At 69.9% G+C, this 12,626-nt stretch carries 14 protein-coding genes; 5 read left to right on the top strand and 9 right to left on the bottom strand.

Translation table 11 applies throughout. The features are described from left to right. Positions 1-73 precede the first annotated feature (73 nt). The 3 genes from AB0395_RS15965 to AB0395_RS15955 all read right to left on the bottom strand — a co-directional run bounded on the left by AB0395_RS15965 (position 74) and on the right by AB0395_RS15955 (position 1,965). Positions 74-382, bottom strand: a complete 309-nt coding sequence (locus AB0395_RS15965; protein WP_366281146.1) for a hypothetical protein — start codon at positions 380-382, stop codon at positions 74-76. Continuing rightward, positions 379-558: a hypothetical protein gene (locus tag AB0395_RS15960; RefSeq protein ID WP_366281145.1), complete on the bottom strand. Its 180-nt coding sequence runs from the start codon at positions 556-558 to the stop codon at positions 379-381. The genes AB0395_RS15965 and AB0395_RS15960 overlap by 4 nt, the downstream gene beginning before the upstream one ends. Before the next feature lie 168 nt (positions 559-726). Further along, positions 727-1,965 (bottom strand): helix-turn-helix transcriptional regulator, encoded by a 1,239-nt coding sequence (locus AB0395_RS15955; protein WP_366281143.1) that lies wholly within the window; start codon positions 1,963-1,965, stop codon positions 727-729. A gap of 139 nt (positions 1,966-2,104) precedes the next feature. On the opposite strand from AB0395_RS15955, the gene AB0395_RS15950 reads away from it, so the two are divergent. After that, a complete protein-coding gene (locus AB0395_RS15950) occupies positions 2,105-2,464 on the top strand; it encodes a hypothetical protein (RefSeq protein WP_366281141.1) in 360 nt (119 codons plus the stop codon). A 247-nt stretch (positions 2,465-2,711) separates the two neighbouring features. On the opposite strand, the gene AB0395_RS15945 is transcribed toward AB0395_RS15950, so the two are convergent. Beyond that, complete coding sequence (locus AB0395_RS15945; RefSeq protein WP_366281138.1) at positions 2,712-3,122, bottom strand: VOC family protein; 411 nt, start codon at positions 3,120-3,122, stop codon at positions 2,712-2,714. A 177-nt stretch (positions 3,123-3,299) separates the two neighbouring features. Further along, positions 3,300-4,283 carry a DUF418 domain-containing protein gene (locus AB0395_RS15940; RefSeq protein WP_366281136.1) on the bottom strand — a complete coding sequence of 328 codons (984 nt, stop codon included), beginning with the start codon at positions 4,281-4,283 and terminating at the stop codon, positions 3,300-3,302. Positions 4,284-4,395: 112 nt separating this feature from the next. On the opposite strand from AB0395_RS15940, the gene AB0395_RS15935 reads away from it, so the two are divergent. After that, positions 4,396-5,505, top strand: coding sequence for a sensor histidine kinase (locus AB0395_RS15935; RefSeq protein ID WP_366281134.1), 1,110 nt, complete (start codon positions 4,396-4,398; stop codon positions 5,503-5,505). Positions 5,506-5,627: 122 nt separating this feature from the next. Then, positions 5,628-6,278: a response regulator transcription factor gene (locus AB0395_RS15930; RefSeq protein ID WP_366281132.1), complete on the top strand. Its 651-nt coding sequence runs from the start codon at positions 5,628-5,630 to the stop codon at positions 6,276-6,278. Positions 6,279-6,448: 170 nt separating this feature from the next. Here AB0395_RS15930 and AB0395_RS15925 read toward each other — a convergent pair whose 3' ends face one another. Next, positions 6,449-7,294, bottom strand: coding sequence for an NAD(P)H-binding protein (locus AB0395_RS15925; protein ID WP_366281130.1), 846 nt, complete (start codon positions 7,292-7,294; stop codon positions 6,449-6,451). An 83-nt stretch (positions 7,295-7,377) separates the two neighbouring features. Between AB0395_RS15925 and AB0395_RS15920 the strand changes: the two genes are divergently transcribed. After that, positions 7,378-7,989, top strand: a complete 612-nt coding sequence (locus AB0395_RS15920) for a TetR/AcrR family transcriptional regulator (RefSeq protein ID WP_366281128.1) — start codon at positions 7,378-7,380, stop codon at positions 7,987-7,989. Positions 7,990-8,026: 37 nt separating this feature from the next. Here AB0395_RS15920 and AB0395_RS15915 read toward each other — a convergent pair whose 3' ends face one another. Continuing rightward, on the bottom strand, positions 8,027-8,500 hold the full coding sequence (locus tag AB0395_RS15915) for a carboxymuconolactone decarboxylase family protein (protein WP_366281127.1): 474 nt from the start codon (positions 8,498-8,500) through the stop codon (positions 8,027-8,029). 264 nt (positions 8,501-8,764) lie between these two features. Beyond that, positions 8,765-9,697 carry a type I pantothenate kinase gene (gene coaA, locus AB0395_RS15910; protein WP_366281126.1) on the bottom strand — a complete coding sequence of 311 codons (933 nt, stop codon included), beginning with the start codon at positions 9,695-9,697 and terminating at the stop codon, positions 8,765-8,767. A gap of 141 nt (positions 9,698-9,838) precedes the next feature. On the opposite strand from coaA, the gene glmS reads away from it, so the two are divergent. Beyond that, positions 9,839-11,683 carry a glutamine--fructose-6-phosphate transaminase (isomerizing) gene (gene glmS, locus AB0395_RS15905; protein ID WP_366281124.1) on the top strand — a complete coding sequence of 615 codons (1,845 nt, stop codon included), beginning with the start codon at positions 9,839-9,841 and terminating at the stop codon, positions 11,681-11,683. Here glmS and AB0395_RS15900 read toward each other — a convergent pair. Then, the gene (locus AB0395_RS15900) at positions 11,670-12,581 is read right to left on the bottom strand and encodes a hypothetical protein (protein ID WP_366281122.1); all 912 of its coding nucleotides are present in this window, start codon (positions 12,579-12,581) and stop codon (positions 11,670-11,672) included. The two genes, glmS and AB0395_RS15900, sit on opposite strands and share 14 nt — an antisense overlap. Positions 12,582-12,626: the final 45 nt, after the last annotated feature.

Raw genomic sequence — 12,626 nt, 5'->3', positions numbered from 1 at the left:
GGCGCCGTCCGGGGGAAGTACCGCCGCCGCGCCCGTTTCAGGGAAGGCCTCGTCTGATCTCCGTAGGCGTCCTTCAGGGGAGGCGAGGGCCGCTCTGTGCGGGAACGAACGCCTCAGGCCGAATGTTCATGGCCGTCTCCGCCTCGTGCATCTGGGTCTCCAGGCCTTCGGGGGTGCGATCGGAGATGATCAGGGGTTCGGGGGCAGGCCAGGTGGCGATGGCGTGGAAGCGGCGGGTGCCGGTGCCGTACAGGACGGTCCACCTCGGCCAGAGGCGGTCCAGTCGTTCGGCCTCGGCACGGGCGCGGACATCCCAGGGGCGAGGAGGTACGGCGACGCGGGGTCGGCCGTCCCGATGCCGCCCCAAGGGGCGCCCCGTCACGAGCTCTCCTGTCCATACGCCTGCCGAGCTGCCGTTTCCTGTCGCCCGACCTCGGCCTGGAGGTCGTCGAGGGTGTCGGCGTCCACGGTTCTGAAGGGCGGGGCGCCCCACTCCGTGTCGTTGGGGAAGGGTCGCTCCCGGCTGGCCCAGTAACGCCCGGCATCACTACGGATCACTCGCCATCCGGGAATCACCGGTGTTGAGGTGATGGATCCAGGGACGGTCATGGGACAGGACCTCGTTTCCGATTGAAGGTCCGTCGTCGGCGACGGATCGGTTTCAGGTCCTGAACCTATGTTGCTGTGAGGAGTTGAATGGGCACACTCTGTGTCCGGTGGTTTCGGTCAGACCACCAGCGCTATTTTGTCCGCGAGGTCGTGTGCTCGGGGGCGTAGTGACGCCGGGCCCGACTCGACGAGTTCCAGCGTCATCCTGCGGGCGTGCCCGTTGTACTTGATCGTCTCGGGCGCGGTTCGCTCGGCGAGTTCCAGCGTGCCGAGTGCGGCGGCGTGATCCCGCTGGAGATGGTGGGCGCGGGCCACCTCGATCAGATGACGCCCTCGGCGGGGCAGGGACGGGATCGGCGCGGACACCGCGCGAGCGGCCTGCCGGGCCGACTCTCCACCCTGGTGCAGCTCGACGGCGACCGTTACGGCGTGGGCCGCCATGATGACCTTGGAGAACGACGTCCACGGCTGGTAGTAGCCGTCAGGCAGGCGATCGGCGATCCGGCGGGCCTCCTCCCAGCGGTTCCATGCCTGCCCGATGTCGCCGGTACGGGCGGCGGTGAACGCCAGCTCGAAGTTCAGCGCTCCCCACATGGCCAGCAGATCCGTGCCCGCGTCGTTGACACGAGCGGCGATCAGGGGCATCACCTGCTCGTTGACCGTGCGGGCGGCCTCGAAGTCGCCGACCTCGCGATGGGCCTGGACGAGGAACCATATGGCGCAGGACATCGCGAGGGGGTCCTCCGACTCCTGGGCGGCCGTCAGCGCACGGTCGGTGACCCGCCACACCAGGTCGGACGCCGGTTGGTAGGCCAGGAACATCTGTGCCAGGCCGTACGTCTCGGCGAGCAGGGCGTTCGCGCGTCGCCGGTCGTCGCCCCGGTACATCGCCGTAGCGAGCCGGACGTCCTGGATCAGGTCCGGCAGGAGCCGACCGAGCGCGGTGCGATGGTCGGGGGAGGAGTGGCGCGCATGCCAGGCCGCGTCCAGCCGCCCGCGCAGGTGACCGAGTGGTTGCACGGTCCCGGTCGGCTGGAGGAGCGTGGCGTTGACGGCCTGCCGTACGGAGTCGAGCGCCGGGTGGCCGGGGCCGGTGAACATGCGCACGGGCATCGACCGATCGCCGGTCAGCTCGGACAGGTCGCGCACCTGGAGCGCCTCGGCGAGCTGCAGCAGGATCGGCAGACGTGGGTTCTGCTGGAGACGGCCGCTCTCGACGGCCTTGAGCCATGACTCGGACTTGCCGACGAGCCCGGCCAGGACCTCGCGCGTCATGCCCCGGCGCTCGCGCAGACGCCTGACACGCTGCCCGACCGTCGGCGTCGGCTCGGCGGACTCGTTGACGTTCTCGCTCACAGGCCCCGCCTTTCTTGGCGATGTTGTGGTTTCAGGTTATGGCGGAGGGCCTATCTTGTGCAGGGAGTCGATGCCGAACGGTCAGAACTCCTGTGTCGCGGCATTATTTGTGGTTCCCGATGAAAAGGGGATTTTGGCGATGTCAGATGAGTCCGGGCGGGTTTTCCGGGAGGCGTGGATCGCCGGGGTCGGAAAGTATTACCCGGGGGAGCCGAAACCGGGTTATGTCGCGCCATGGGAGGAGACGCCCGATTGGGAGCGGCAGGCGGCGGAGGCCGTCTACCGGCAGGTGCGTGAGTTCATCGCGGTGAGCGGTGGTGGTACGGCCAGGCTCGGCCGCGAGCAGAAGGGGCGGTTCGTGGCCCTGTGCTGGATCGCGCAGATATACCGGCACTTCCCCGATCCCAAGCCGAGCTATGTCGCCGACTGGGACGAACTGCCCGAATGGCAGCGGCAGACGGACGCCGACATCTTCGAGCACATCGAGCGGGACGTCTAGGCGTTTTGGCCTGACACGCAAAAACGCCTTTCCTGTTTCTCCGGGGAGGCGCTTTGCGATGTCGATCCGGCTCCCGGGTCGATCACGAGATGATCGCCAAAGAAGGGTTGATGAAGGGCGTCCTGGCGCGTCTCAGCGAAGGGGGCGAGGTCGCCGGAGAGGCCGCCAAGGCAATGAGGCGGCTTGTCTCCTGATAGGGACTGTCTCAAAGTCGTCGCGCAGTAGGGCATATGGCTTTGAGACAGGCCTAGTCGCGCTTGGGCCAGATCGGGCCCTGGTCGGTCCAGATGACGCCCTTGTTGCGGCACAGGCAGAAGGGGTGGCCGATCGGGTCGGTGTAGATCCGCCAGCCGTAGCCGTCGGGGCCGATGAAGTCCTGCTGCAGCGTCGCGCCGAGGTCGAGGACGCGGCGCTGCTCGGACTCGATCTCGTCCACTTCGAAGTCGAGGTGGAACTGCTTGGGGTGCTCGCTGTCGGGCCACTGCGGAGCGCGGTAGTCGTCCACCTGGATGAAGGCCAGCTCGACCTCGCCGAACGTGATGCCGGCCCAGTTCTTGTCGCTGCCTTCCCTGATCGGGCGGCCCGTCACCTCAGAGTAGAAGGCCGCCAGCTTCATCGTGTCCGGGCAGTCGATGATGAAATCGGTGAGTCGCAGCATCCCGCGATCTTGTCACAAGATCTTTGATGCAGGCCTTGGTCGTGGCCGGTCAACGGCGTAGGAGAGCGCAAGGGGATCCTCCGACTCCTGAGCGGCCGTCAGTGCCCGATCGGCGGCTCTCCACACCAGGTTTTCCTTCCGCCGCCGGATCAACTCCCGGGCCGGGGCCGGTCGTCGTCATGAGGCGCGCAAGGCTGGGCGGCGGGCCCAGGTGATCCATCGCCACAGCCATTCGATCGGTCCCTGGCGGTAGCGGTTGAGCCAGAGCGTCGACCACGCCCACTGGACGGTGAGGATGACGCCCGCGATCGTCAGGATCGTGGCCGTCGACCACTGGTGCGGCACCCCGCCCACCAGCCGGGCGGCCAGCAGGACGAGCACGGTCGCGGTCAGGTAGTTGGTCAGCGCCATCCGCCCCAGCGGCGCGAAAACGATCTCCAGCACGGGCCGCAGCGGCGTCCTGAGCAGCACGAGCATCCCGCAGACATACGCGCCCGCGATCAGCAGGCCCGCCAGTGCCAGCGTGAGGCTGAACCGCACCTCCCCGACCTGCAGCCACACCACGGGCACCGCGAGCACGGTGAGGACCAGACCGAGCGTCGCGGGACCCCGGGCGGAGCGCTCGATCCGGTCGATCACCCCGTACCTGGTCAGCGCGGAGCCCAGCAGGAAGAGCCCCGGAACCAGCGCGAACGACCCGGCGCCCAGGAGCAGCGCCCCGGCGAGGAGCACGACCGCGAGCCCGGCCACCGCCCACCGGGGCAACCAGGTCGAGGGCAGCAGCACCACCAGTCCGACGAGGGCATAGACGGCCAGGATGTCGCCTTCCCAGAGCAGCAGATGGTGCGCCAGACCCATCGCGAGCAGGGCCAGCAGCCTGCGCGTCAGCAGGAGCCGGGGCCGGGCGGTTCGCTCCCAGGCCGAGTCCAGCAGCAGCGAGAACCCGACGCCGAACAGCAGCGAGAAAATCGGATAGAAGCGCTGCTCGACGAGCAGGCCCAGCCAGAAGTCGGCGAGACTCGGCTGCCCTCCCGAAACGACCGTCCTGCCCGCGTTGGCGATCGGCTGGACGTTGGCCAGCAGGATCCCGCACAGTGCGAACCCGCGGATCACGTCCAGCGCCGCGATCCGCGGGCGTCGTTGACGAAGTTCGTGTGACATGGGGCCTCATCCTGCGGACCGCGACCTGAGCTTCACATCGGCGGAAAGCAGGGGCGGAACAGTACTTTCGGCCGGTACCGGCCACGTGGTCCCCCTCCTAGCCTGGGACACCGTGCGGGTTCCCGATCGGTTCAAGGCGGTGGCCGACGTCGGGCTCGGCGTCGTGTTCGCGGCGGCCGTCGCCTTCCAGGCGTACCGGATCGCCGACAGCTGGGGCGGCGGCTACTGGCTGTTCGGCGCGGCTGCCGGCGCGTCGGTGTGCGCGCTCGCCTTGGTCCGCCGCCGCAGCCCGCTCTGGACCGCCGTCGCGGGCCTGACCGTGGCGGCGTTCGCCGTCCTCGCCACCCGGCTCGTCCATCTGCCCGCCGAACCCGGTCCCGCCGCGCTCCTGGGCCTGGCGGTGCTCGTCGGCTCCGCGGTCAGGACGCTTCCCGTCCGTACGGCCTGCGGCGTGGCCGCAGCAGGGGTAGCTGTGGCGGCGGGCGGTCTCCTGGCCAACCCCGGCTCGGCCGTACCGGTGCTGGGCGGCTTGGCCTGGCTCGCCGCCCTGGCGATCGGGCTGACCTCCCGGCTGTTCGCCGCCCGCCGCCACACCGTCGCCGAGCGGGTAAGGCGTGCCGAACGTCTTGAGCTGGCCAGGGAACTGCACGACGTCGTCGCCCACCACATCACCAGCATCGTGCTCCAGGCCCAGGCCGCCCAGCTCGTCACCCGCAGGCACCCGGAGAGGACGGCGGGCTCCCTCGCCGACATCGAGACCGCGGGCTCAGAGGCCTTGACCGCCACCCGCCGGGTGGTCGGCCTCCTGCGCGACACCGCGCCCGTCTCGGCGGGTCACGAACGGCTCGGCGAGCTGGTCGAGAACTTCGAGAGCCGTGGCGGGCGGGCGCGCCTGCGGCTGGACGCCGAGCCGTCCGGCTGGCCGCCCGAGGTGAGCAGCACGGTGTATCGGGTCGTGCGGGAGTCGCTGACCAACGTCTCCCGGCATGCCCGGCACGCCCGCACGGTCACCGTTGACATCACCCAGGACGAGCGGGCCGTCACGGTCGAGGTCGAGGACGACGCTCCGCAGGCGCCCGCCCGCCGATACCACCGGGCCGGGTACGGCCTCATCGGGATGCGCGAACGCCTCGAAGCCCTCGGCGGCACCCTGACCGCCGGGCCCCGCCCCGGATCCGGCTGGTCCGTGCGCGCCACCGTCCCCACCGGCGAACGCCGATGACGCCGCCCGTGCTCTCGGAGGCACCGATGACGCCGACTGTGCTTTCCGGGAGGCGCCGATGACGCCGCCCGCGCTCTCAGGGAAGCATCGATGACGCCGCCCGTGCCCTCAAGGAGGCGCCGATGACCATCCGGGTGCTGCTGGCCGACGATCAGGCGATGGTCCGGGCCAGTCTGCGGATCATTCTCGAGGACCAGCCCGGCATCACCGTGGTCGCCGAGGCGTGCGACGGTGTCGAGGCGATCGAGCAGGCCCGCAGGACGCGCCCGGACGTGTGCCTCGTGGACGTCCAGATGCCCCGCCTCGACGGGATCGAGGTCGCCCGCGCGCTGGCCGATGCCCCGACCAGGGTGGTCATGGTCACCACGTTCGACCTGGACGAGTACGTCTACGGCGCGCTGCGCTGCGGCGCGGCCGGATTCGTGCTGAAGGACGCGGGGCCGAGCCTGCTGGTCGAGGCCGTGCGGGCCGCGTACGCGGGGGACGCGCTCATCTCTCCGTCGATCACGCTGCGGTTGCTGCGCCACCTCGCCGACCGCGGAGCCCGGTCCGCGACCAGCGTGCCCCCCGCGCAGCCCCTGACCGCGCGGGAGACCGAGGTCCTCCAGGCGGTCGCCAGGGGACGCACCAACCAGGAGATCGCCGACGAGCTGTTCATCGCGCTGAGCACGGTCAAGGGGCACGTGTCGGGCATCCAGGCCAAGCTCGGCGTGCGCAACCGGGTCGGGGTCGTGGCCTGGGCCTGGGAGAACCGCATGATGGGCCCGAGGTGACGTCTTCCCGGATCCGAGGCCGGGCCATGGAGTCCGGTGGATCGGGCACGCCCTTGGCGAGCGCGGCCAAGGACGGCCCGGACGGCCCGGACGGCCCGGACGGCCGCCCCGGCATGGCGCCTGAGCGGCCCGGCTGATTCATGGCGGCTTCGCATCCGTCGCGTCGGGGCTCACCGGAAGATCGCGGCGTTGCGGTGTGCCCAGGCGGAGTAGGTGCGGGGCGCGCGGCCGAGGACGCGCTCGACATCGGGGCTGACGCGCTGTTCGGCGGGGGTGGGCACGCCGAGGATGGCGAGGGTGGTCTCGACCACGGGCTCGGGCATGAACCGCAGCATCTGCGCGCGGGCCTGGTCGCGGGTCTGCTCGACGAACCGGACGGGTTCGCCGAGGGCGTCGCCGATCGCCTCGGCCTGCTGCCTGGGCGTGACGAGGGCGGGGCCGGTCAGCTCGTAGATCTGCCCGGCGTGGCCGTCCTCGCGCAGTGCCACCGCGGCGACCTCGGCGATGTCGGCCGGGTCGACGGTCGGCAGGCCGACGTCGCCGAACGGCGCGGTGACGGTCCGCGCCGCACGGACCGGTTCGGCCCAGGCGTAGGTGTTGGAGTTGAAGCCGCCCGGCCGCAGGATCGTCCAGTCCATGCCCGACTGCCGGGCGGCGTCCTCGATGGCCCGCATGAGGATCCCGTGTGAGGGCGACTCCTTCCGGGTCACCACCCCTTGCGATGACAGCAGCACCACCCGCTGGACGCCGCCGGCCTTGGCGGCGTCGAGGATGTCCTGCGGGTTGAGCAGGTGCGCGTCGGCGCCGCCGTTCTGCAGGAACAGCGCGTCGGCGCCGTCGAAAACGGGCCGCAGGCTCTGGGCGTCGGCCAGGTTCGCCCGCCGGTGTGTGACGCCCACCGGCACGTCCGCCGGGGAGATTCCCCGGGAGGTCGCCGTCACCTGCTCGCCGGTCGCCGCGAGTGCCTGCACGAGTGAACGGCCGACGTTTCCGGTAGCTCCGGTTACCACGATCATGTCGCCTTCTCCAAAGTTAGTTAGTTGGCTGGCTGAAAAAGACGATAGCAGAGACCGGTGGCCGCTTGTCTATAGTTAGTGAGGTGACCAACTCAGAAAGAGTGTCGGCGCGCGGGGCCGGCAAGCGGCAGCGATTGACCGCCGCGGCCGCCCGGGTCCTGCATCAGCAGGGCGTCGAGCGCACCACCATCGCCGACATCGCCGCCGCCGCCGACGTTCCCGTCGGAAACGTGTACTACTACTTCAAGACCAAGGACGATCTGATCCAGGCCGCCCTCACCGAGCACGCCGGACACCTCGCCGAACTGACCGACGCCCTCGATGGGCTCCCCGACCCGCTCCAGCGCCTCAAAGCCCTGGTCGACGCGTGGGTCGGTCAGCGCGACGTCGCGGCCCGCTACGGCTGCCCTACCGGCACCCTGGCGGCCGAACTCGACAAACGCGTCGAAGGAGGCCTCGACCTGGAAGCGGGCAAGGTCATCCGGCTGCTCCTGGACTGGACGGAGCGCCAATTCCTCGAACTGGGCCTGCCCGGCCCCGGCGATCTCGCGCTCACGTTCGTCGGCGCCTACCAGGGCATGTCACTCCTGGCCAACGCCCTGCGCGACCCGGAGATCATGACCCGCGAAGGAGCCCGCCTGACCCGCTGGCTCGACTCCCTCACCGCCCGCGACATCACCCCGGGCCCCGCCTGAGAGAGGGCCCGGGGGCGCGTGCCGACGCCGGCCTGCGTTATGCGAACTGGCCGATCCGGTAGTCGCCTGCGGGCTGCTGGACGATGACGTTCACGCGGTTGAAGGCGTTGATGAGGGCGATGAGGGACACCAGGGCGGCGAGCTGGTCCTCGTCGTAGTGCTTGGCGGCGTTCGCCCAGACCTCGTCGGTGACACCGCCGGCCGCGTCGGCGATGCGGGTGCCCTGCTCCGTCAGCTCCAGGGCGGCACGCTCGGCGTCGGTGAACACCGTGGCCTCCCGCCAGGTCGCGATCAGGTTGAGGCGCACCGAGGTCTCCCCGGCGTGCGTGGCCTCCTTGGTGTGCATGTCGGTGCAGAAACCGCAGCCGTTGATCTGGCTGGCGCGGATCTTCACCAGCTCCTGTGTCGCGGCCGGCAGCGTCGAGTCCGAGGCCGCCTTGCCCGCCGAGGTGACGTGCTTCAGGACCTTGGCCGAGATCGCGTTGCCGAAGAGGTTCAAACGAGCTTCCATGACGCACTCCTTGCCGCTGTCGATGGGTACACCTCTAGGACGGAACAGCTCGGCCAGATGTAACAGGAACGAATGTGACGTGCGTCTCCCCGGCGCACCGCGGCAGGGACCGCACACGACGACGTTCGGGACCGCTACCGAGACGTCGCCACGCTCGTCACGGTCGGCGGCCTCTTTCGGTCCGGCTCAACGCGCGGGGATCTTCCTCTGGCCCGCCCGGTGATCCACACGAAACCGCCTGAAGCTCCCGGGCCCCGCTCGGCGTCAGATGCGGCGGAGCCGTACGCGGCGGATGGAGTGGTCGGCGCCCTTGTGGAGCACCAGGCCGGCGCGGCCCCTGGTGGGGGCGATGTTCTCCACCAGGTTGCGCTCGTTGATGTCGCGCCAGACGTCCTTGGCGAACGCGGTCGCCTCCTCGTAGGACATCTCGGCCAGGTGCTTGAAGTAGGACTTGGGGTCCTCGAAGGCCGTACGGCGCAGCTTGTGGAAGCGGTCGACGTACCAGGAGCGGATGTGCTCGACCTTGGCGTCCACGTAGATCGAGAAGTCGAAGTAGTCGTTGACCGCGAGCGCGGTCGGCGGGGCGGGCTGCAGGACGTTGAGGCCCTCGACGATGAGGATGTCGGGCCGGTGCACGGCCTGGGTCGCACCGGGCACGATGTCGTATTCGAGGTGGCTGTAGACCGGGGCGGCGACCTCGGGAAGGCCGGCCTTGACGTCGGCGACGAACCGCACCAGGGCCCGCCGGTCGTAACTCTCCGGGAAGCCCTTCCTGTGCATGATGTCCCGCTCGGCGAGGACCGCGTTCGGGTACAGGAAGCTGTCGGTGGTGATGAGCTCGACCCTGGGGTGCTCGGGCCACCGGGCCAGCAGGGTGTGCAGCAGCCTGGCCGTGGTCGACTTGCCGACCGCGACGCTGCCCGCGATGCCCAGGATGTACGGCGAGGGCCGCTGCCCGGCGCCGAGGAAGGTGTTGACCGCCGCGCTGCGCTGCCTGGCCCCGGTGAAGTGCAGGTTGAGCAGCCGGGTGAGCGGCAGGTAGATGTCGGTGACCTCGGCCAGGTCGATCGGGTCGTCGACGCCTCGCAGCTCCTCCAACTCGTCCTCGGTGAGCGTCAGCGGCGTGTTCTTGCGAAGCTCGCCCCACTGCGCCCGGCTCAGCTCGACGTACGGCGTCGCGTCCAACCCGTTGGCCATAGCTCCGAAGCCTACTGATCGGTCAAAAGTGTTTCTCGGTGGGGACGGCTTTGCCCGATGCCGGGCAGGAATCTTGGGTGTTCGGGCAGGTTCTCCCTAGGCTCGTTGGTCGGTCTTTCCCATGGACAAGAGGGGGTTCCCATGTGCGGAATCGTGGGGTACGTCGGCGGGCGCCAGGCCGTCGACGTGGTCGTCGAGGGGCTGGGACGACTGGAGTACCGGGGGTACGACTCGTCGGGGATCGCGCTCGTCGGGACCGACGGAGAGCTCACCGTGGAGAAGCGGGCGGGCAAGCTGGTCAATCTGCGTTCCAGTCTGGCGATGCAGCCCGTGCCGCCCGCGACGACCGGGATCGGGCACACCAGGTGGGCCACCCACGGCGCGCCGACCGATCGCAACGCCCACCCGCACACCGACTGCTACGAGCGGATCGCGGTCATCCACAACGGCATCATCGAGAACTTCGCCGAGCTGCGGGCCGAGCTGGAGGACAACGGGCACAAGATCGACTCGGAGACCGACACCGAGGTGGTCGCGCACATGCTTGAGGAGTACGCGAACCTGGGGCTCGCCGAGGCGATGCGCCGGACGTGCGGGCGTCTGAAGGGGGCGTTCACGCTGCTGGCCGTCTCGGTGGACGAGCCCGGCACAGTGGTCGGCGCCCGGCGCAACTCGCCGCTGGTCGTCGGGCGCGGGGAGGGGGAGAACTTCCTCGGTTCCGACGTCTCGGCCTTCATCGCCTACACGCGGGAGGCGATCGAGCTCGGCCAGGACCAGGTGGTCATGCTGCGGGCCTCCGAGATCACGATCACCGACTTCGACGGCAACCCCGCCCCGACGCGCGACTACCACGTGAACTGGGACGCCTCGGCAGCGGAGAAGAGCGGCTACGACCACTTCATGCTCAAGGAGATCGCCGAGCAGCCGCGCGCGGTCGCCGACACGCTGCTCGGCAGGATCGGCGCGGACGGGCTGCTGTCACTGGACGAGATGCGGCTGTCCGGCCAGGAGCTCAAGGACATCAATAAGATCATCGTGGTCGCGTGCGGGACCTCCTTCCACGCCGGGCTCATCGCGAAATATGCCATCGAGCATTGGGCGGGGATCCCGTGCGAGGTCGAGCTGGCCAGCGAGTTCAGATATCGCGACCCGATCCTCACCCGCGACACGCTGGTCATCGTGATCAGCCAGTCGGGGGAGACGATGGACACCCTGATGGCCGTACGGCACGCCCGTGAGCAGCGCTCCCGGGTGCTGGCCATCTGCAACGTGAACGGGTCCACGATCCCGCGGGAGTCGGACGCCGTCCTCTACACCCACGCGGGCCCGGAGATCGCCGTCGCCTCGACCAAGGCCTTCCTCACCCAGCTCGTGGCCTGCTATCTCGTGGCGCTCTATTTCGCGCAGGTCAGGGGGACCAAGTTCGGCGACGAGATCTCCCAGATCATCGCCGGGCTGTGGGAGATGCCTGCGCGGGTCGAGGAGGTGCTCTCCACCATGGAGCCCGTCCGGGAACTGGCCCGTTCGCTGGCGGGCGAGCGCTGCGTGCTCTTCCTCGGCCGCCACGTCGGCTTCCCCGTCGCGCTGGAAGGGGCGCTGAAGCTCAAGGAGCTGGCCTACATGCACGCGGAGGGCTTCGCGGCCGGGGAGCTCAAGCACGGGCCGATCGCACTGATCGAGAAGGGGCTCCCCGTCGTGGTCGTGGTGCCGTCGGCGTCCGGCCAGCGGGTGACCCACGAGAAGATCGTCTCCAACATCCAGGAGATCCGGGCCAGGGGGGCGAAGACCATCGTCATCGCGGAGGAGGGAGACACCGCGGTCGAGCCCTACGCCGACACGCTGATCCGCGTCCCCGCCGTGCCGACCCTGCTCCAGCCGCTGGTCGCCACGGTGCCGCTCCAGGTCTTCGCCTGCGAGCTGGCCACGGTCAAGGGGCACGACGTCGACCAGCCCCGCAACCTGGCCAAGTCCGTCACGGTCGAGTAGGAGCCGCCTCCCCGGCCTCGGCGTCCGTCTGGGGGCTCGCGTCCGGGTCGGCGGCGGGCGGGGCCGGTGGTGAGGGCGGTGACGAGGGCGGCGGTGTCCCCACGGTGATCGCCCACGGCTGGGTGCCCACGAGGAAGGCGCCGATCCACAGGGCCATGGTCAGGGGGGTCATGAGCAGATCGCCCCAGTCCGGCAGGAGGACGTTCGGCCGGCACCAGCTGAGGACGAAGACCGCGCTACCCGTGGCCAGCACGTGGGCGGAGCGGGAGCGGGTGGCGAGCACGGCCTCGACCACGTCGGCGGCCGCGACCGGGATCGGCCGCGACCGGAGCGAGCGGATCAGGAGCAGCGAGCCGGCCGAGACGGCGGCGCCCGCGACCGACCAGACCAGGTCGGGTGCGGGCCGTCCGGACAGGGCGACGCCAAGCCAGGAGAGCACGCTCACCCCGCTCAGCGCGAGGCCTCCGTACAGAAAACAGGTCGCGGGCGGGGAGATGAGCCGGGGCGGGCCGCCTGTCACCGCTGCGCCGGGCCCCGGACTCCGTCTGGAGCCGAGCGCCGGCTCCGCTCCGAGCACGCCCAGGAACCAGCCGCTGAACGGGTCGAGCGGCATCGTGTACAGCAGCCACAGGCCCGGAGGGGGCATCACGTCGGCGAAGAAGGGCAGATCTGAGAAGGGCACGGAAGGCACGTAAGGGAAGAAGACCCCGGCCACCAGCCCCGCGGAGCGCCACATCCGGGTGAGCCGCAGGTAGTGCCGGACGACCGGCTCGCCGCCGGGCGTGACCGTCAGCGCCTGGCGCCTGGCGAACAGCACGATCCGGTGCGGATGCACCTCGCCGGACCAGCGCAGGGCCGCGACGGCCGTCAGCACGACGGCGATGGCTAACGGGAGCATGCTCATATCCTGCGGTACGAGGGGATCTTGATGGCAACCCCAGCG

The organism is Streptosporangium sp. NPDC051023 (assembly GCF_040689595.1).
In the GTDB taxonomy this organism is placed as follows: domain Bacteria; phylum Actinomycetota; class Actinomycetes; order Streptosporangiales; family Streptosporangiaceae; genus Streptosporangium.
The sequence above is the reverse complement of the archived record's forward strand: the minus strand, read 5'-3'. Positions and strand labels throughout refer to the sequence as shown.